The sequence below is a fragment of the Nostoc edaphicum CCNP1411 genome (genome assembly GCF_014023275.1).
In the GTDB taxonomy this organism is placed as follows: Bacteria; Cyanobacteriota; Cyanobacteriia; order Cyanobacteriales; family Nostocaceae; genus Nostoc; species Nostoc edaphicum_A.
Genome location: NZ_CP054698.1, coordinates 597,687 through 615,788, shown reverse-complemented (window position 1 = coordinate 615,788; position 18,102 = coordinate 597,687). Strand labels below are relative to the sequence as shown.

The following is an 18,102-nucleotide window of genomic DNA, read 5'->3' as shown; positions in this document are numbered from 1 at the left end:
GCTGGCAATTTACTCTGATTCCCTTACTATTCAAGGATAGTCATTATCTGAAGAAACTGTGGGAGCCTGATGATTTTTTGAAAGCAGAAAATATTGTTGTCGTACTGTGTGGAGGCAACAAAAGCACACAGAATCAGGACATCGAAGACGCAAAAGCTTACTGGAAGGAGTACCGTCATTATTTTACAGAATAATTTTTGCGATAGTAAGCTTGATATTCCGCAGATAGCAGCGGTTCCCACCAATCACGATGATTGAGATACCATTCAACAGTTAAACGTAAACCTTCAGCAATCGTTACAGAAGGCGTCCAACCAAGCTGAGTTTTAATTTTGTTCGCATTAATTGCATATCTCCGATCATGTCCTTGTCTGTCTTTGACAAAAGTAATTAACTGCTTGGCTGGATGTACTGGTAAATCAGATGCTAATTCATCCATCATCTGACACAAAAGTTGGACAAGGTTGATATTTTCCACCTCATTATTGCCACCAATATTGTATGTTTCTCCTGGTTCACCACGATTAATCACCACATCCAGAGCCAGACAATGATCGCCCACATAAAGCCAATCTCGCACATTTTTACCATCGCCATAAACAGGTAATGGTTTCCCGATCAAAGTGTTGATGCACATCAGGGGAATTAGCTTTTCGGGAAACTGATAAGGGCCGTAATTATTAGAGCAATTTGTGATAATGGTTGGAAGTTGATAAGTATGATAATAAGCACGCACTAAATGATCGCTACCCGCTTTTGAAGCTGAATAGGGACTATTGGGAGCGTAGGGTGTAGTTTCACAAAAAGCTGGGTCATCTGCGCCCAAACTACCGTACACTTCATCAGTAGAAACGTGTAAGAAACGATAATCAGATGGTTGTGCTTTTATCTCCCAATGTTGCCGAAAAGCTTCAAGCAACGTGAAAGTTCCCACCACATTAGTTTGCACAAAAGCAGCTGGCCCAAGAATTGAACGATCGACATGAGATTCAGCGGCAAAATGGGCGATGGTATCAATATTTTCGGTTAATAATAGCTCGTCTATGATGGTGCGATCGCAAATATCCCCCTGAACAAACCGAAAATTCTCTCTTCCCTCAACCAGCGCCAAATTCAGACGATTCCCCGCGTATGTAAGAGCATCTAACACCACCACGCGATCGTCTGGATAAACCTGACACCAATGATGGACAAAATTCGCCCCAATAAACCCCGCACCACCAGTAACTAATAACCGCCGATTCATCTAACTTCCTCTCTTAATCTCTGTGTTCTCAGCACCTCTGCGATCGCCTGGGGCAAGTCGCTACGCGTCTACGTTTCTATGACTTAAAATATTTCTTCCTCAGTTTCCCGTATATCTTCTGCGCGAGTAATTTTGCCACACGTGTTTTCGTCAAACTCTTAATATTAGATGGTTGCTGGATTTTGTGGTCAAAAAACTCATTCAACTCATCCACAATAACTTGGAAACGCTTAATAATATTTTCAGTCCGATGCTCAACTAAAAACTCTTCAGACAAGCTAAACACTACTGAAGATTCAATCACTTTCATAATACGTTGAACATCATATTCTTGAGAATATCCAGCAATTTTATAGCAATTAAATCCCGGATCTAAGTAATCAGCTAGTCCACCATTGACACTAGAAAATACTTGACAGCCACAGGCAAGAGCTTCCATTGGTTGTAGACCAAATCCTTCACTAACACGCTGTTGTGCCCAGTACTCAGCGGAATCATAAAGATAAACCTTAGCTCGGTTAAATAGCCCAGGTAAATCCTCAACGTATGAATCAACAACCAATACTTTACAACGTTTTTGCAACGCTGGAATCAATTCTTTAATTAAATATTCAGAAGACTTCCGAGCTTGAACTAAAACATCAATATCTCGTTCCAGACCTAAATTTTGAAACTCATCAGAAATTTGATTTGGCAAATAATAAATTAGAGAATTAGGTGATTTTTCTCCCCAATATCCCATTGTATAGCGGCTAACAGTCATGATCGGAATACTCGCAGGTAGCCGAAATGGATAACCTGCACTATGTGCGTGGTAAACGACATTGTATTGCTTAAGTTTAGCCACAAGTTGAGCTATATCAAATCCCCAACTGATGACAAAAATTACATCATTTAAATTTTTCTCTTTTAGTAAATCATCAATGAAAAGCTTACCTTTTTCTCGTTGACGGTAAGTTACAACATCAGCACTACAGAAATTCTGAGCCAGATTAAGTGCTTTTAACTCAGCCCAAAGACCACCACAGGCAAATTTGTCATCTGTACCGGGAAGTAAGAAGTAAAGTTTTCTCATAATTTTTAAGGAAATATTTAACCTTGTGTTCCTACATCCAGGGAGCATTATCCATCAAAGCATCTAACATCTTCTGGAAGTTTTGACGGAACACTACGGCTAATAAACCGCAGAACATTGTAGTTACTGCCATCACCCACCAAAAGTGAGTGACGTGCCATAAGCCGCCGAACAGGGCAAAGATGATTAGTCCAGCGCCAGCGCCCCCTGAAAACAGTAGAGTTGTTTCTTTAGCGGTTTCTTTGAAGGTACGTGGTTTTGATTCCATAAGATTACTCTTGCCAGCCCACTTTAACAAAATGTGCCTCACGCCCCCAAACATCCCGTGTACGAGTAATATTTTCAATTGCTAGGTTAAAAGGAATAGCAGTTGTTAGGTAACGCTGTGCCATAGAACCTAAATCAGGTGCGAGTTCAGCAGCTGTGGTTGCTGCTAACCCCAAACCTATAAGTTGCTCAATTGGGCGAAATGGTAGCAACAGATGCACACCCACAGCTAGTCCAGCCGTTAAGAGCATTGCTACTGATAAATTTGTGCCACAACGGGGATGTACAGCCAAATCCCATTCTCCACTGGTGATGCGATATCGAGCAAGTGTGACCGCACGCCGCAAATCACTAATATTTACCTCACCATAGAGGTAGAATCCCTGCTCAGTAGACAAACCGCCTAATAGTTCATTATCTAGTTGAACCTTAGTGGATTCTGCTCTGCCAGGATAGGCACTTTTTGATTCGCTAAGAACCCAAACGGTAGCGTGTTCTAAGGCGTGAACCTGCCGCAGCATCAAAATTTCCTTCAAACCTGGAATAAACGATAGCTGTTTGAGTAAGTCGGTATCTTGTGTAGGTTGCGGACAGTCTGAAAATTGGTCTTCAATACTCGAAACTTTCTCAGATACAGGTATCGTAAAATCAAAGTTAAAAAATTCAAAGGGAGACGAGCTACCCTGAAAATAAGCGGAAGTATTCATTGGAACACTACTCCCAAAGCCGATGGGGCAACATAGATTTCTTTCAAATGTAACGCTTGCATCACTGAATTGTTGCTAATTTTTCTAGATGATTTTTTGTTTGGGCATTGGGAATTGGGCATGGGGCATTGGATATGGGGCATTGGGCATTGGGAATTCGGAATTATTGTAGATGGTTCTCCCAAGTTCCCAGTTCCCAGTCCCCAGTCCCCAGTCCTACAATCTGTTCTGCTGAATTTGGAAAGTAATTCTGATCTTTATAGTTTCCGAGTCCGAGGGTCAGCTGGCTCCACTAACATAAACTCCGGCTGAGTGAAGGACTCGGAACTTTTGGTAGAGTGTTCACACTGAAAACTTAGTCGTGAGAGGGGAAAAATCAGTAAAACTCAAAATGGGCTTGCATCATACCAGACCAAAGCAATTACGTTGCTACTAGTAAATTGTTTATTCGATCTGGTTAGGTAGAGTACAGCAATTGACATCATTCAAACAGACTTTGCCCCACTGTAAAGCCCAGCGGACAAGGGCTACTCGATTTTCTGTCTCGGTCTTGGTGAGAATATTACTGATATGGTTATCAACTGTACGCTTGCTAATCTCCAGTTTTCCTGCAATCTCTTGGTTAGTTAAGCCAGCGGCTACTAAGTCGATAATTTGCAGTTCTCTGTCTGACAGACTAACGGGGGTCTCAGACTTGCCACCAGCCATGACTATTTCTATCCTCCCTTGGTATATGTACTTAATCGCTCTTTCTAATTCTAGAAGATTCTTTTGTTGGTAGGGGTTTCAAGTGTTAACAGTAATACGATTGTCAATATTTTCTTTGGATTTCAAGTTGACATAAATATAACCTACGCAATCTTTAAAGTAATAAATATAGCTTATTATCGCAAGAATATTGTCTCAGCACTTAGCTCAAAGAAGCGAGAATTAGAAGCATATACATGCTATTAGAGTAATAAAAATTGCTATTTAATTCTATGAAGGACTGGCGACAGATTAGCAAAAACTATTGTAGATTTTATACTGTAAATTCCTAATCCCAAATCGAAATCTAAAATTGAAAATGAGATGAGCAATCCCCGTGTTTTGTGCCTTGGTGAAATTTTGTTTGATTGTTTAGCCGATCAATTAGGGCTAAAGCTGGAAGAAGTGAAATCCTGGACTCCCTATCCAGGAGGGGCACCAGCTAATGTAGCCTGTGCTTTAGTCAAGCTGGGGACACCAGCAGGATTTATCGGAGCCGTTGGTGAAGATGAACCAGGGAATGCACTGGTCAAGCTATTACAAGATGTAGGTGTAGAGACGACGGGGATACAACGCCATCCCACAGCACCAACGCGGCAAGTTTATGTTACACGGGATCTGGCTGGCGATCGCACTTTCGCCGGATTTGGTCAGTATGACACCGCAGAATTTGCCGATACTCGCCTGCAAGCTAAACAATTGTCAGATTCGCTGTTTCAAGAAGCAGATTTTCTGGTTTTAGGTACTTTGGAATTAGCCTATCCTGAAAGTGAAAAGGCAATTCACCGCGCTCTAGAGTTAGCAGAACATTACGACTTGAAGATTGTGCTGGATGTCAACTGGCGTCCTGTATTTTGGAAAGAGCCAAACATCGCCCATCAAAAAATTCCAGAATTATTTAACCGAGTTGATTTCCTCAAACTCTCCAAAGAAGAAGCTGAATGGCTATTTGAAACCGCAGATCCCGGAGCCATCACTTACCGTCTGGCTTCAATTGAAGGGGTACTAGTAACAGATGGAGAAAACGGTTGCACTTACTGTTTAGGTGAAAACGAAGGAAAATTACCTTCATTTTCCATTCCTGTAATTGATACAACTGGTGCAGGGGATAGTTTTTTGGCAGGATTTATCCATCAATTGAGTCAGAATGGTATCCACGGCTTGCGGGATGCAGAAACAGCAAAACGCATTGTCACTTATGCCAGTGCTGTTGGAGCGCTGACTACCATTAAAGCAGGTGCGATCGCTTCTCAACCTACTGCTGCTGAAGTCGAAGCTTTTCTAGCCACACACCAACTTTAGAAACTAGCATAAGTTACTGGGATATCAGCCACCAAAGGCTGATACTCCCGCCTAGAAAATGGATGAAAATTCTTATGCCAAACTTTATACTTTAATAGCTGCATAAACAGCGATGCTGATACCTATAAGTAAATAGAAAGTACAGATTAGCTTAAGGTATTGGTGAAGCATTATGAAAAACATCACAAAATGGCTTTTGGGTTTAGCGATTGTTCCTGCAAGTTTGGTATTGGTATCTAGCCATGCTAAAGCCAGTCAGGTTGCTGGTGAGTGGTTCTTTGGTCTCTGGGATTGTAATATTGACGGTAGACCAGCCCAAATGCAGTGGAAAGTAGTCGATGACCCACAAACTAGTTGTAGTGGTGATGTTTGTTCTACTACTTCTGGTGTCCGTCTCGTCGGGCGGTTTAGTGATAATGGTAGTGCCTGGGTTCCTCTAGGAAAACGTTTTTCCAGCACCCAAAGACAAGATTTAGGTATTCGTTATTTAGGTGCAGAACAAGATAACTGGTATCTCAAATACAACGGTCGTACTAAAATCGCAGATGGTTGGACGACATGGCGGGGTAAGCGCTACCCACTGCAATGTCGTAATCGCAGATAAATATTTGCCAAATTATGAGTACTAAACACGCCAGCACCACATTTTTATTAACTTGATAGGCTATAGCGTTTCCTAGTCTGCTGAGGTACAAATCTCTGCGTACCTCTGCGCTTTACTTTGCGTCCCTTTGCGTTTCAAAATATTATCTGTACCTCACTTAACTGGTAATCGCTATAGTACTTTAGTTAGCGTTAACTTGCTGCCATAGAGTATCAACAGTTACAAACTCATAACCTTGTTGTAGCAGTTGCGGAATAAGAATTTGAATTGTCGCAGCAACATCTTGTCCACCGCAAGCACCATCATGCAAGACAATCATTGAACCATTTTTCACCTGCTGCATAATTCGCTGTACTACGGTGCTGACACCTGGTCGTACCCAATCTTCTGGTACAACGCTCCACATTACTGAACGGTAATTCCACTCAAAGAATAATTTTAAAGTCGCAGGTGTAAATAAACCATTGGGGGGGCGGACATCCCGCACTTGTTCAGGTTGCAGGTTGCAGGCATTGTAGATGGCAGCTTGGGTTTTTTCTAAACTGTCCTTTAGGTCATTTGGGGAAAGCATGGGAAAAGAGCGATGATCGTAGCCATGCAATCCGATCCAGTGTCCGCGATCGCTAACGGCTTTAGCAATACCTGGTGAACGGTTGACACAAATACCCAACCAAAAAAAACTCGCTGTAATATTGTAACGATCTAACACTGCCAAGACTTCGGGTGTGTATTGCGGATGTGGCCCATCGTCGAACGTGAGTGCGATCGCTTTCGTATGAGGATTTCCACCCCAAAGGCAGTTGGGAAAACTCGGCTGGAGAATGCGGTAGAAAATTGGGAAGAGGGGAGCTAGTTGCATTTTGCGTTTATCTACTTTGTAACAAAATTTGTAACAGCAATACTATTTGAGTTATTACTCGTCTAGATTGATGAAAAATCTACGGGTAATCCCTGAATTAAGGGTTAATGTTGCTAAAAGATATACGAGATTATCAGATTCTATTTCTGGGCTTATTCCTAGTCTTGGGAATCGGTACACGAGATTGGACGCTGCGACCAGAATTCATTGGGGTAGCGATCGCCACTTGTCTTGCAACTCAATGGATATTGTCATTAGTCATTAGTCATTGGTCATTAGCGAAGAACATAGACGCCTCAGCGGCTACTCTTCGAGAACGCCAAGGGCGAACCCGCAGGGTAGGACAAAGCCTAAATATTCGCAGTGCCCTAATTACCTCTTTGGGACTGGGCCTGTTGTTACGGGCTGATCACTGGACGACAATGGCAATAGCCGCAGCACTTGCGATCGCTAGCAAATTTATCTTCCAAGTCGGCGATAAGCATTTCTTTAATCCCGCCAATTTTGGCATCATATCTGCCTTGATTCTCACCCCTGATGCTTGGGTTTCGCCGGGACAATGGGGTGAAGAATGGTGGTATGGGCTATTATTTGTCGGCACTGGCGGCATGATTTTGCAGCGCGTTGGTCGCTGGGACACCACAGCAGCTTTTTTGGGTTCCTACTCTTTGCTGGAAGCCATTCGCAATCTCTGGCTGGGTTGGACTTGGGATGTTTACTGGCACCGATTGATGAGTGGGTCTTTGCTGCTGTTTGCTCTATTTATGATTACAGATCCGCGATCGATTCCCAATTCCCGAATTGGGCGTGTAGTTTGGGCAATCTGTATCGCCGGCTTAACTTTTATCCTGCGAAATTATTTCTTTATTTCCACAGCAGTTTTCTGGGCGCTGTTTGCCCTTGCACCATTGACCATTCTGCTAGATGTTCTCTGGTTAGCCCCAAGGTTTGCTTGGCAAGAAAAAGATGAGGAAGCAGGGGAAGAACTTCTAACTCAGCACTCCTAACTCTTGTACAGACGCGATTCATCGCGTCTCTAGTCTCTAGCACTAAAAAAGATAGAGGTATAAAATAATGAAATTTTTTCGACTTTTAACACCATTATTGTTGGCAATTGTAGCTGTTTTGTGCTTTGCACCCGCAGCTTGGGCATTTTGTGGATTTTATGTAGCCAAAGCTGATACAAAACTGTATAACAAAGCTTCTCAGGTTGTGATCGCGCGAGATGGCGATCGCACTATCCTAACAATGGCAAACGACTTTCAAGGCGAAGTCAAAGATTTTGCAATGGTAGTACCAGTACCAACGGTGCTGCAAAAAGAACAAGTTCGCGTCACAGAACCCAAGATTATCGAGCGCCTAGATGCTTTTAGTGCGCCGCGATTAGTTGAATATTTTGATTCAGATCCTTGTGCCCCAGTTTACGAAAGGGAGTTATCAGCAGCGCCAGCGCCAGCAGCAAGCAATCAGTCAGCGCGTAAAAGAAGCAGTGATGATAGTTTAGGTGTGACAGTCGAAGCACGTTTCAATGTGGGCGAGTACGACATTGTGATTCTCAGCGCGAAAGAATCTGGCGGACTGGAAACTTGGCTCAAACGCAATGGCTACAAAATCCCCAGAGGTGCGAAACAATTACTTCAGCCCTACATTCGCTCCTCAATGAAATTCTTTGTTGCCAAAGTCAACTTAGATAAATTCGAGCAATCTGGCTATCAGTTCCTCCGTCCGCTACAAATTTCTTACCAGTCACCTAAATTCATGCTGCCAATTCGTTTGGGCATGATCAATGCTACGACAGAGCAAGATTTAATTGTCTACATTCTCTCGCCCCAAGGACAGGCAGAAATCACTAACTACCGGACGGTGAAAATTCCCTCTGACGCAAACATTCCCATATTTGTCAAAGATGAATTTGGTGAATTTTACAAATCCATGTTTCAAACTATCTACACCAAAGAAGACAGGAAGGTTGGTTTTTTAGAATACGCTTGGGATATGGGTAGTTGCGATCCCTGTTCTGCTGAACCCCTGACCCCAGAGGAACTCAAGCAAGCAGGTGTATTTTGGCTAGATGATAATTCTGCAAGTAATGTACCAGTATCCCCTAACTTTCGTCGTCCCTTTCCTAGAAGCAACGTCTTCATTTCTCGCTTGCATGTCCGCTACACCCGCGACAAATTCCCTGAAGACTTGATATTTCAACAAACTGCCAACAGTGAATCTTTTCAAGGACGCTATGTTTTGCAACATCCGTTCCAAGGGGAACTCAAATGTCAGGCGGGTAGAGAATATAAGCAGTCTTTACCCAAGCGTTTTGAACAAGAGGCGCAAACTTTAGCTAAACTAACCAACTGGAAAATCCAAGATATTCGCAACAAAATGAAGTTGAGTGTAGGTAATCTGAGATATTCTTGGTGGGAAAATTTCTTGTCCTGGCTGGGATTGTATTGAGGGGATTGGGGATTAGGGATTGAGGATTGGGAGACAAAGAGAATTAGAGCCTCAGTCATCCACCTTTAAACTGGATTCATCCACCTCAGATACTCGTTCATCCACCTTTGAACTGGATTCATCCACCTCAGATACTCGTTCATCTACCTTTGAACTGGATTCATCCACCTCAGATACTCGTTCATCCACCTTTGAACTGGATTCATCCACCTCAGATACTCGTCCATCCACCTTTGAACTGGATTCATCCACCTCAGATACTCGTCCATCCACCTTTGAACTGGATTCATCCACCTCAGATACTCGTCCATCCACCTTTGAACTGGATTCATCCACCTCAAAGACTCAAATCTCCCAATGCCCAATGCCCAATGCCCAATGCCCCATGCCCAATCCCCAACATCTTGACGAAAGGTAATTTTTTAGGGCGTTGTTATACGCAATACTAAGATATTCTTGCTTTCTTCGCCAAGATTGTCATGGTTCAATTCGATGAACAGCTCCGCTGCTTAGTTACAGAAGCCTGTGGACACCAACCTGGAAGCCCTCAGCGTCAGAAGCTGCTCACGCAAATTATTCGCTTGACAGCAAATAGACTCTGGAGGGAAAGTACTCCCTACTATCAAGACGCACTACAACAAACTTGGTTGTATTTTTGTCGCAATGTTTGTGAAGGTTTGACAGGTCAGATATATGACCCCACTTATGGTACTGTCATCACCTGGCTGAATGCTTACCTAAAAAGGAGACTACAAGACTTTTACCTGAACCAGAACCGGGAACAAGCCACTACTGTCCCTCTGAGAATTCGTCAGTCTATATCGGGTGGAACAAGTGAAATCATTGACCCTGTAGATAATCTTCCAGCTAACCCCCAAGCACCTCCAATTCTAGAAGACTTGGAGATATGGGCAAAGACGGATTCTGATGGAGAATTGCGTGGTACTTACATTAAAGGGCGTCCAGATGTGAATTGTCAGGTGTTAATTCTCAAGCGCTTACCCCCGGAAGTTAGCTGGAGAGAATTATCTGAGGAATTTGGAATGTCAATTCCGACATTAAGCAGTTTTTATCAGCGCCAATGTCTACCGCGTTTGCGTAAATTCGCAGAATTGGAGGGATTATTGTGAAGGAGGCAGGAGGCAGAGGGCAGGAGGAACAATTAGGCAGGGATTCAGACCCCGCAGAGTGAGAAATGCGGGTTTAGACCCAAGTTCGTTACGGTCACGGGCTTCAGCGCTGGAGTCAGTATTTCCTCCTGCCTCTCCTGATAAATAAGATTGTAGAAGCTCAGAGATAGGTGAGGGATGGGAATGGTAACATTACTCTGGTAGCTCAAGCACCTACAGTTCATACTGTGCCTTCCTGGTTATCACCTACCTCTTGTCATGCTTATGCCTAAAAAAACTAGGATTTTTGGCGCGAATTCTGTAAAAGTTAAAAGGCAAAAGGAGCCAGGGCGTCGCATATTTTCCCTCCGTTACATCTTCGGGGTTTGCCAGTCACTCATTTTAGAAACCAAAAAGACCCTCACAGGTGAGGCTCACTTTTTACATTTACCTTTGTACTTCCTGATCGCTTTACTATGCATTGTCGGTTCACCTGTGCTGGCAAAAGTTCCTGGTTCAATCAATTCCTCATCCCAACCGCCAATAAACAGTCTGACATCGCTGGCTGTATCCGCTGACCCCGCCTCACTACTACAACAGGGCAAAGTTTTATACAGTGCTGGCAACTTTGCCAAAGCTGTAGAAGTGTTGCAACAGGCTGTCCAGGTATATCAGCAGCGAGGGGAGAACCTCGCACTGGCAGCGACACTGAGTAATCTTTCTCTGGCTTACCAGCAGCTCGGTGCATGGAGTCAAGCGCAGCAGGCAATTACAGAGAGCTTAAATTTGCTCAAAGGACAGGATAAAAACCAAAATCTGCAAATACTTGCCCAATCACTAGATATTCAAGGTCGTCTACAACTGTTAATGGGACAGGCTGAGGCGGCTTTATCGACTTGGCAGCAGACGGAACAAATTTACAAACAAGCAGATAATAAAAGTGGCGTAGTGCGATCGCAAATCAATCAAGCACAAGCATGGCGCACCCAAGGATTTTACCCACGGGCTGTCAAAACACTCGATCAGGTAAGTAAAACCTTAAAATCTCAACCAGATTCTATAGAAAAGACAGTAGGTTTGCGATCGCTCGGTGATGCCCTTTTGGTATTGGGCGATTTTGAAAAATCACGTCAGACGCTAGAAGAAAGTCTGACAATTGCTCGAAATCTGCAATCGAATGCTGATATTGGGGCAAGTCTATTCAGCTTGGGGAATCATGCCCGTCAACAACAGAAAAATCAACAGGCGATCGCCTATTATGAACAAACAGTTGAAGCATCTGCCTCACCCCTGACAAAAGTCCAAGCGCAACTGAATCACCTGGGACTACTCATTGAAGATCAACAATGGGCAAAAGTTCAAACTCTCTTACCGTCGATTGAGTCCAAACTCGACCAACTCCCCCTCAGCCGCGCTAGTATTTACGCTCAGGTTAATTACTCACAGAGTCTAGCAAAAGTCAATAGTGGTGTATTACAAGCATCAAGTCATAGTTATTACTCAGGTTTCAGCACAAAAGACTCAGCAGTATTACTCGCCAAAGCCATCCAGCAATCCCACAGTTTAGGAGACAAGCGGGCAGAAGCCTATGCCCTGAAGAGTTTAGGCGGCTTGTATGAAGAAACCAGACAGTGGTCAGAGGCGCAAAAGCTGACTCGGCAAGGATTAGCTTTAGCACAGAGCAGCAATGCACTAGAAATTACCTATAGCTTGGAGTGGCAGTTAGGTAGATTGCTCTGGGCACAAAAAGATATTAATGGTGCGATCGCGGCTTATGATTCTGCTGTAGATACTCTCCAGTCTCTCCGCAGAGATTTAGTAGTGAATAAAGATGTAGTAAACCAGGATGTGCAATTCAACTTCCGAGATAGCGTAGAACCCGTATACCGCCAGTCAGTAGAGTTACTACTGAAATCTCAAGAAGGAAAATTATCAGATGAAAAAATATTGGAGAAAGCACGCGAGCGGATTGAAGCACTCCAACTAGCAGAATTGGACGACTTTTTCCGGGAAGCTTGTCTGCAAGGCCAGAGAGTAGCCCTAGATCAAGTGGTAGACCAAGATAATTCCACGGCTGCCATCCTTTATCCGATTATTCTTCCTGACGAACTCCAGGTAATTGTCAAAATTCCCAAACAACGCCTGCAAAGCTACACTACCAAGATTTCCCAAGCAGAAGTAGAAAAACTCTTAGTAGAACTGCGAAAAAATCTTGTCAATCCCACGGCTACCAAGACAGTCCAAAAGCAATCGCAAGAAGTTTACAACTGGCTACTCAAACCAATTGAGTCAGAATTACAAAAAAGTGGCGTCGATACTTTAGTATTCGTTTTGGATGGGCCATTACGCAACTTACCAATGGCAGCCCTCTACGATGGTAAACAATACTTGGTAGAGAAATATGCGATCGCTCTGAGCGTGGGTTTACAACTCCTCGACCCGAAACCGCTGGTGCAACAGCAGCTCAGAGCGCTAACCGCAGGACTGACTCAGCCACCGCCAGGATTTCCCAAATTTGCACCATTGCTTGCGATTAAATCTGAATTTGACGGCATTACCAAAGCTGGAGTTTCGACAACTAGCCTAGTGGATGGAGATTTTAAGAAAAAGAATTTAGAGAGCGAAATTGGTGCAGCTTCATTCAACATAGTGCATTTAGCAACCCACGGTCAGTTTAGTTCCCGTCTTGAAGACACTTTTATTTTAGATTTTGATGGTCAGATCAATGTCAAGGATTTTGATACTCTCTTCCGCAGTCAGGGTAAAAGCATCGTAGAACTATTAGTTTTGAGTGCTTGTCAGACAGCATCAGGAGACAGCCGTGCAGCACTCGGTCTAGCAGGAGCAGCTGTACGAGCAGGGGCACGTAGTACCATAGCTTCCCTGTGGCAAATTGATGATCAATCAACAGCAATGTTTGTGAGTGCCTTCTATCGAGAACTTAAGAGTGGCAAAATCACTAAAGCCGAAGCAGTCCACCGTGCCCAGCTACAACTGCTAAAACATCCCAACTACAGAGCGCCAAGCTTTTGGTCTGCCTATGTATTAATTGGCAATTGGTTGTGATTTGCGAATGGGGCATTGGGCATTGGGCATTGGGCATTGGAGGAGGCAGGGGAGTGGAATTCAAGAGTATTAAAGACTCATTCCCTATTCCCCATGCCCCATGCCCCATGCCCCATGCCCCATGCCCCATGCCCCATGCCCCATGCCCAATTTTCTAATAATCATTCTCTGTTTTATGGCATAAATTTAGTGAATGCGGGTGATATCTACATAGCAGCATTGATCACTAGGGATTGACTTATGAATAACTCCACCTATCGGCTAGACGATTTCGCTTTAACATTACCCATTACCCAAATGGCTCGCATTACTGCCCAGCAATTTGCTAACCAGCAGCCAAATTCTGAAAAAGCAGAGCAAGTCCGGCTGAATACTCTGGCTGTATGGGTGGTGAATGACTACTTGCAGATGATGGATATTCCTACTAATCTTCAAGCTAGTGACAGCTGGAACCCCATCATGCGCCTTTGTGGAAATGTCGCTGATTTAGAGATTCCCTCAATTGGTCGTCTAGAATGTCGCCCTGTCCATCTGCATCAACGGATATGTTCCATTCCTCCAGAAACTTGGGAAGAAAGGATGGGTTATTTAGTAGTTCAATTTGATGAATCGCTTGAAGAAGCGAAGCTGCTTGGTTTTATCCCTAGTGTGGCAACTGAAACACTGCCTTTAAGTCAACTGCAACCATTGGAAGCGTTTATTGACCACCTGTGGCAACTGCGCCAATCCCCACTCACCTCGTTGGTGAATTTGAGTCAGTGGTTTGCTGGAATATTTGATACTGGCTGGCAGACGATTGAATCCCTGTGGAATGTGCCGGAACTCAGACCAAATTATGCCTTTCGCAGTACTGAAACTTTGGAACTAAATGCCCTAAACCGACCAGAATCTATTACTAAACGGGCAAAACTGATTGATTTGGGTATCCAAATTCTCAACCAACCAGTCATGTTGATTGTAGAAATCAGCCCCGAAAAGGATCAACAAACCAGTATTCATCTGCAATTACACGCCACTGGGAATCAAATCTACTTGCCAGCTGGAGTTCATCTCACTGTACTAGATAGTTCGGGAGCAGTATTTCTAGATGCTCAATCTAGAAGATCAGACAATTATATTCAGTTACAGTTTCGTGGTGAACCCACAGAGCAATTTAGCGTTAAAGTAGCCTTGGATAATACCAGCATTACCGAACATTTCCGAATTTGAAATATGTAGCTATCTTCCCTCTTTGTCGGTATTTTATTAAGTGGTAATTGGTTAATTAAAAATTAAAGATTAAAAATTCAAGCCTGCGTTTGGGGATTTTAAAAAAGTCTGTAAATGCTTGTGGAGCTTGTTATGAGACATTAGAACAGGGGATGGTTTTGCACAGGGAGATAGTGACGGTCATGGGTAAGTTAGTGGTGATGAAATTCGGAGAGGGTAGTTTTGAGCAGGGGTTTGCTGTCACCCTTCAAATTGGTGAAGAACACGAGCGGGCTGCAACAGAAATCACGGGGAGGCTACCTTCATTCCCGGAAATGCCGCTCTACTATAGTCATTGGCAGTCTAGTTATCGGCAGATTGGCAATCGTTATCGCCTCCATGCTGACCAAATGCAGGTGACGAATGTATCGATGATTCAAGACTGCGAAAACACTTCCCATATTTTACGGGCACGCTTTAATATTTGGCTGCGAGCAGAAGAGTTTCGCCCTTTAAGGGAAAAGTGGTTAGAAAGATTGTCGTCCACGGATGAAGTGCGGGTGATTTTGCAAACAGAAAATAGCCAATTGCAGCTATTACCCTGGCATCTGTGGGACTTGTTAGAACGCTATCCCAAGGCTGAAATTGCCATTTCTTCACCATCCTACGATCGCATTCACAAGCCACGCACTTTAAACCAATTAGTCAACATTTTGGCAATTGTGGGCAATAGTCAAGGGATTGACACCCAAGCCGATCAAGCTTTACTGCAACAGTGTCCTAACGCAGAGGTTACCTTTCTGGTAGAACCACAGCGTAAAGAATTGACTGACCATCTCTGGGGAAAAAACTGGGATATTCTTTTTTTTGCTGGGCACAGTTCTAGTCACAGGAATGGAGAAAGCGGTCGAATTTACCTGAATAAAACTGATAGTCTTACCATTGGCGAGTTAAAGTACGCTCTCAAAAAAGCTATTGAAAACGGCTTGCAATTAGCTATATTTAACTCCTGCGATGGATTGGGATTGGCGCGAGAATTGGCTGATTTGCAAATTCCTCAGATAATCGTCATGCGCGAACCCGTCCCAGACCAAGTTGCTAAGGAGTTTTTAAAGTATTTTCTCGAAGGCTTTTCCGGTGGAGAGTCTTTATATCAAGCGGTACGCCAAGCGCGGGAACGTTTGCAAGGACTTGAGGATCGATTTCCCTGTGCAACTTGGCTACCAGTGATTTGCCAAAATCCAGCGCAGATACCACCCACTTGGGATGAATTAAGGTCTACCAAAACTGAAGATATACCAAATTTAGCTTTGTCTAGCAGACGCAGATTTCAGATAAGTTTGTTATCTAGCTTGGCGATTACAGCCTTGGTTTGTGGGGTGAGATTGCTGGGATTCCTGGAAAATCCAGAGATTCAAGCCTTTGACCTGATGATGCGATCGCGCCCTGCGGAAGGACTTGATCCGCGACTGCTAATAATCACAATTGACGATGATGATTTGGCGACTCAAAGACAAAATGGCGAGTATTTGATCGGAGCTTCCATTTCCGAAAAATCTCTCAATAAACTCCTAGCAAAACTGAATCAATACCAACCCCGTGCGATCGGCTTGGATATATATCGTGATTTTCAGGCTAAAGACCCAGATTTAATTACTCGCCTCCAAAAAACTCCGAACTTGGTTGGCGTATGTAAGGGGAGTGATAGCACAGCAAATATCAAAGGCATTAAGCCGCCACCAGAAATCCCTCCAGGAAACTTGGGATTCAGTGACTTTATTCACGATCGCGATGGAGTGATCCGTCGGCATCTTCTGTTCATGAATCAGGAGGCGACATCGTTGTGTTCTGCTCCCTATTCCTTCAGTTTACAACTAGCATCCCTCTATCTACGCCCTTCCGGAATTCAACCAAAGTTCACCCCTAAAGGGAATTTGCAGCTGGGTAAAACTATTTTTCCGAATCTAAAGTCTCGAACTGGTGGCTATCAAAATATAGACGCTAATGGCGGCCAAATCTTACTTAACTACCGTTCTCCAAAACAGATAGCCCAACAGGTGAAGCTAACGCAATTTTTATCTAATTCGGTTAACGCCAGCGCCATCAAAGACCGGATTGTTCTGATTGGTGTGGTGGCAAAGGGAGATTCTCCAGACACTTGGCCTACACCCTATGGCGTTCCTTTAGATGAGCAAATGCCAGGAGTTTTGGTACAGGCTCACATGATCAGTCAGATTCTCAGTGCAGTCCAGGATGGGCGGCCGTTACTACGGGCTTGGTCACTGTGGATTGAAATAATCTGGATTTTGGGCTGGTCTGTGGTGGGGGGAGTCCTGGCTTGGCACAAGCTTTCGTTACCCTGGTTGGTCTTGACAGTCGGTGTTACCTCTAGCGTTTTGTATGTAGTTTGCTTTGGTCTGTTAATTGTGGGTGCTTGGGTACCGTTTGTACCGTCGGCTTTATCACTGGTCACGATGGTTGGCTTGATGTCAATTTATCATTCAAAAACAGAAGTGCGAGTGGGGAGTGGGGAATAGGGAATGGGGAATAACTAAATGCCCAATCTAAAATCTAAAATTGTATGAGGTCAGGTTTTTATGAATTCAAATTCACAACCTATAAAACTGTTTTTATTAGTCGCTTTTAGCTGTACCAGTTTACTAGTTAGCTTGACTCCAGTACAGGGGAAACCAACCCCTAATCGCTCTGATGCTAAAACGACCATTGCTCAAGCCACAACCTATAACCAACCTCCGATTCCACCTGGCCCCCCTCCTGGAGGTCGCGTTCGTGGTGGAGCGAAGCGCGGGGAAGTGGCTGCATGTCCAGTTACTAAACCTGACCTGACTGCTTTAGTGCCCTTTACCGAGGAAGCTAACTCAGTGATCAATGTCTGGGCACAGACAACGGTAGAACGCCCAAGTTGGTTTTTCTATGTGCCATATACCAAAGATTCGCTATATACAGCTGAATTTGTGCTGCAAGATCAGGACTCTAACGAGATTTACCAAAAGGCGATCGCTCTACCGGATAAAGCAGGAGTCATCCGCATTTCTCTACCTACCACTGCTCCCGCTTTAGCAGTAAACAAACAATACCGCTGGTTTTTTACTATTAGCTGTGACAAAGAAAAGAATTCGCCCCCAACTTTTGTTGAAGGAGTAATCCAACGAATTGAACTGAATCCAGCCATAGTCCAAGAGCTACAAACCACAGAACCTCTAAAGCGCTATGCTGTCTATGCCCAAAAGGGAATATGGTACGAGGCAATAACGACGCTGGCTGACCTGCTTCAAAAAAATCCTCAAGATGCGGCACTGCAAGCACAGTGGCGGAATTTACTAGCCAGTATCCGCTTAGATGATGTTGCAGGAGAAACCATTCTTCCAGAAACACCTTAGACTAGAAAAAATACTCAGTTAAGGATTGATTATTTGCAAAACTTTTGGGGTAGAGAGGTTGCATTGCAGCCTCTCTACAG

At 43.9% G+C, this 18,102-nt stretch carries 17 protein-coding genes; 10 read left to right on the top strand and 7 right to left on the bottom strand.

Annotated features, from left to right (window positions below; all coding sequences use genetic code 11):
* Positions 1-178: 178 nt before the first annotated feature.
* The 5 genes from rfbB to pedR form a co-directional block, all read right to left on the bottom strand.
* On the bottom strand, positions 179-1,246 hold the full coding sequence (gene rfbB / locus HUN01_RS05345; RefSeq protein ID WP_181930396.1) for a dTDP-glucose 4,6-dehydratase: 1,068 nt from the start codon (positions 1,244-1,246) through the stop codon (positions 179-181).
* A gap of 76 nt (positions 1,247-1,322) precedes the next feature.
* On the bottom strand, positions 1,323-2,321 hold the full coding sequence (locus tag HUN01_RS05340) for a glycosyltransferase (protein WP_181930395.1): 999 nt from the start codon (positions 2,319-2,321) through the stop codon (positions 1,323-1,325).
* 31 nt (positions 2,322-2,352) lie between these two features.
* Positions 2,353-2,589, bottom strand: a complete 237-nt coding sequence (locus tag HUN01_RS05335; protein WP_069073634.1) for a hypothetical protein — start codon at positions 2,587-2,589, stop codon at positions 2,353-2,355.
* Positions 2,590-2,593: 4 nt separating this feature from the next.
* Entirely contained in the window at positions 2,594-3,295 is a 702-nt protein-coding gene (locus tag HUN01_RS05330; protein ID WP_181930394.1) for a DUF6391 domain-containing protein, read from the bottom strand.
* Positions 3,296-3,739: 444 nt separating this feature from the next.
* Positions 3,740-4,003 (bottom strand): photosynthetic electron transport-dependent transcriptional regulator PedR, encoded by a 264-nt coding sequence (gene pedR, locus HUN01_RS05325; RefSeq protein ID WP_069073632.1) that lies wholly within the window; start codon positions 4,001-4,003, stop codon positions 3,740-3,742.
* Positions 4,004-4,366: 363 nt separating this feature from the next.
* Here pedR and HUN01_RS05320 point away from each other — a divergent pair, with 363 nt between their 5' ends.
* Both HUN01_RS05320 and HUN01_RS05315 read left to right on the top strand, forming a co-directional pair.
* Positions 4,367-5,344 (top strand): carbohydrate kinase family protein, encoded by a 978-nt coding sequence (locus HUN01_RS05320; RefSeq protein WP_181930393.1) that lies wholly within the window; start codon positions 4,367-4,369, stop codon positions 5,342-5,344.
* A gap of 172 nt (positions 5,345-5,516) precedes the next feature.
* Positions 5,517-5,948, top strand: a complete 432-nt coding sequence (locus HUN01_RS05315) for a DUF6006 family protein (RefSeq protein WP_181930392.1) — start codon at positions 5,517-5,519, stop codon at positions 5,946-5,948.
* 181 nt (positions 5,949-6,129) lie between these two features.
* Here HUN01_RS05315 and HUN01_RS05310 read toward each other — a convergent pair whose 3' ends face one another.
* Complete coding sequence (locus HUN01_RS05310) at positions 6,130-6,807, bottom strand: polysaccharide deacetylase family protein (protein WP_181930391.1); 678 nt, start codon at positions 6,805-6,807, stop codon at positions 6,130-6,132.
* A gap of 107 nt (positions 6,808-6,914) precedes the next feature.
* Here HUN01_RS05310 and HUN01_RS05305 point away from each other — a divergent pair, with 107 nt between their 5' ends.
* Together HUN01_RS05305 and HUN01_RS05300 are read left to right on the top strand one after the other, a co-directional pair.
* Positions 6,915-7,814 carry an RnfABCDGE type electron transport complex subunit D gene (locus tag HUN01_RS05305; RefSeq protein WP_181930390.1) on the top strand — a complete coding sequence of 300 codons (900 nt, stop codon included), beginning with the start codon at positions 6,915-6,917 and terminating at the stop codon, positions 7,812-7,814.
* Between the two features lie 67 nt (positions 7,815-7,881).
* Positions 7,882-9,258: a DUF2330 domain-containing protein gene (locus HUN01_RS05300; protein WP_181930389.1), complete on the top strand. Its 1,377-nt coding sequence runs from the start codon at positions 7,882-7,884 to the stop codon at positions 9,256-9,258.
* Between the two features lie 51 nt (positions 9,259-9,309).
* Here the strand turns inward: HUN01_RS05300 and HUN01_RS05295 are convergent, their stop codons facing one another.
* Positions 9,310-9,594 carry a hypothetical protein gene (locus HUN01_RS05295; RefSeq protein WP_181930388.1) on the bottom strand — a complete coding sequence of 95 codons (285 nt, stop codon included), beginning with the start codon at positions 9,592-9,594 and terminating at the stop codon, positions 9,310-9,312.
* A 143-nt stretch (positions 9,595-9,737) separates the two neighbouring features.
* On the opposite strand from HUN01_RS05295, the gene HUN01_RS05290 reads away from it, so the two are divergent.
* The 6 genes from HUN01_RS05290 to HUN01_RS05265 all read left to right on the top strand — a co-directional run bounded on the left by HUN01_RS05290 (position 9,738) and on the right by HUN01_RS05265 (position 18,022).
* Entirely contained in the window at positions 9,738-10,388 is a 651-nt protein-coding gene (locus HUN01_RS05290; protein WP_181930387.1) for a sigma-70 family RNA polymerase sigma factor, read from the top strand.
* 258 nt (positions 10,389-10,646) lie between these two features.
* Complete coding sequence (locus HUN01_RS05285; protein WP_238846010.1) at positions 10,647-13,433, top strand: CHAT domain-containing protein; 2,787 nt, start codon at positions 10,647-10,649, stop codon at positions 13,431-13,433.
* Positions 13,430-13,591: a hypothetical protein gene (locus HUN01_RS05280; protein ID WP_181930385.1), complete on the top strand. Its 162-nt coding sequence runs from the start codon at positions 13,430-13,432 to the stop codon at positions 13,589-13,591. Before HUN01_RS05285 ends, HUN01_RS05280 begins: the two co-directional genes overlap by 4 nt.
* An 82-nt stretch (positions 13,592-13,673) precedes the next feature.
* Positions 13,674-14,642, top strand: coding sequence for a DUF1822 family protein (locus HUN01_RS05275; protein ID WP_181930384.1), 969 nt, complete (start codon positions 13,674-13,676; stop codon positions 14,640-14,642).
* Between the two features lie 182 nt (positions 14,643-14,824).
* Positions 14,825-17,158 carry a CHASE2 domain-containing protein gene (locus tag HUN01_RS05270; RefSeq protein ID WP_181932567.1) on the top strand — a complete coding sequence of 778 codons (2,334 nt, stop codon included), beginning with the start codon at positions 14,825-14,827 and terminating at the stop codon, positions 17,156-17,158.
* Positions 17,159-17,218: 60 nt separating this feature from the next.
* Positions 17,219-18,022 (top strand): DUF928 domain-containing protein, encoded by an 804-nt coding sequence (locus HUN01_RS05265; protein WP_181930383.1) that lies wholly within the window; start codon positions 17,219-17,221, stop codon positions 18,020-18,022.
* Positions 18,023-18,102 lie beyond the last annotated feature (80 nt).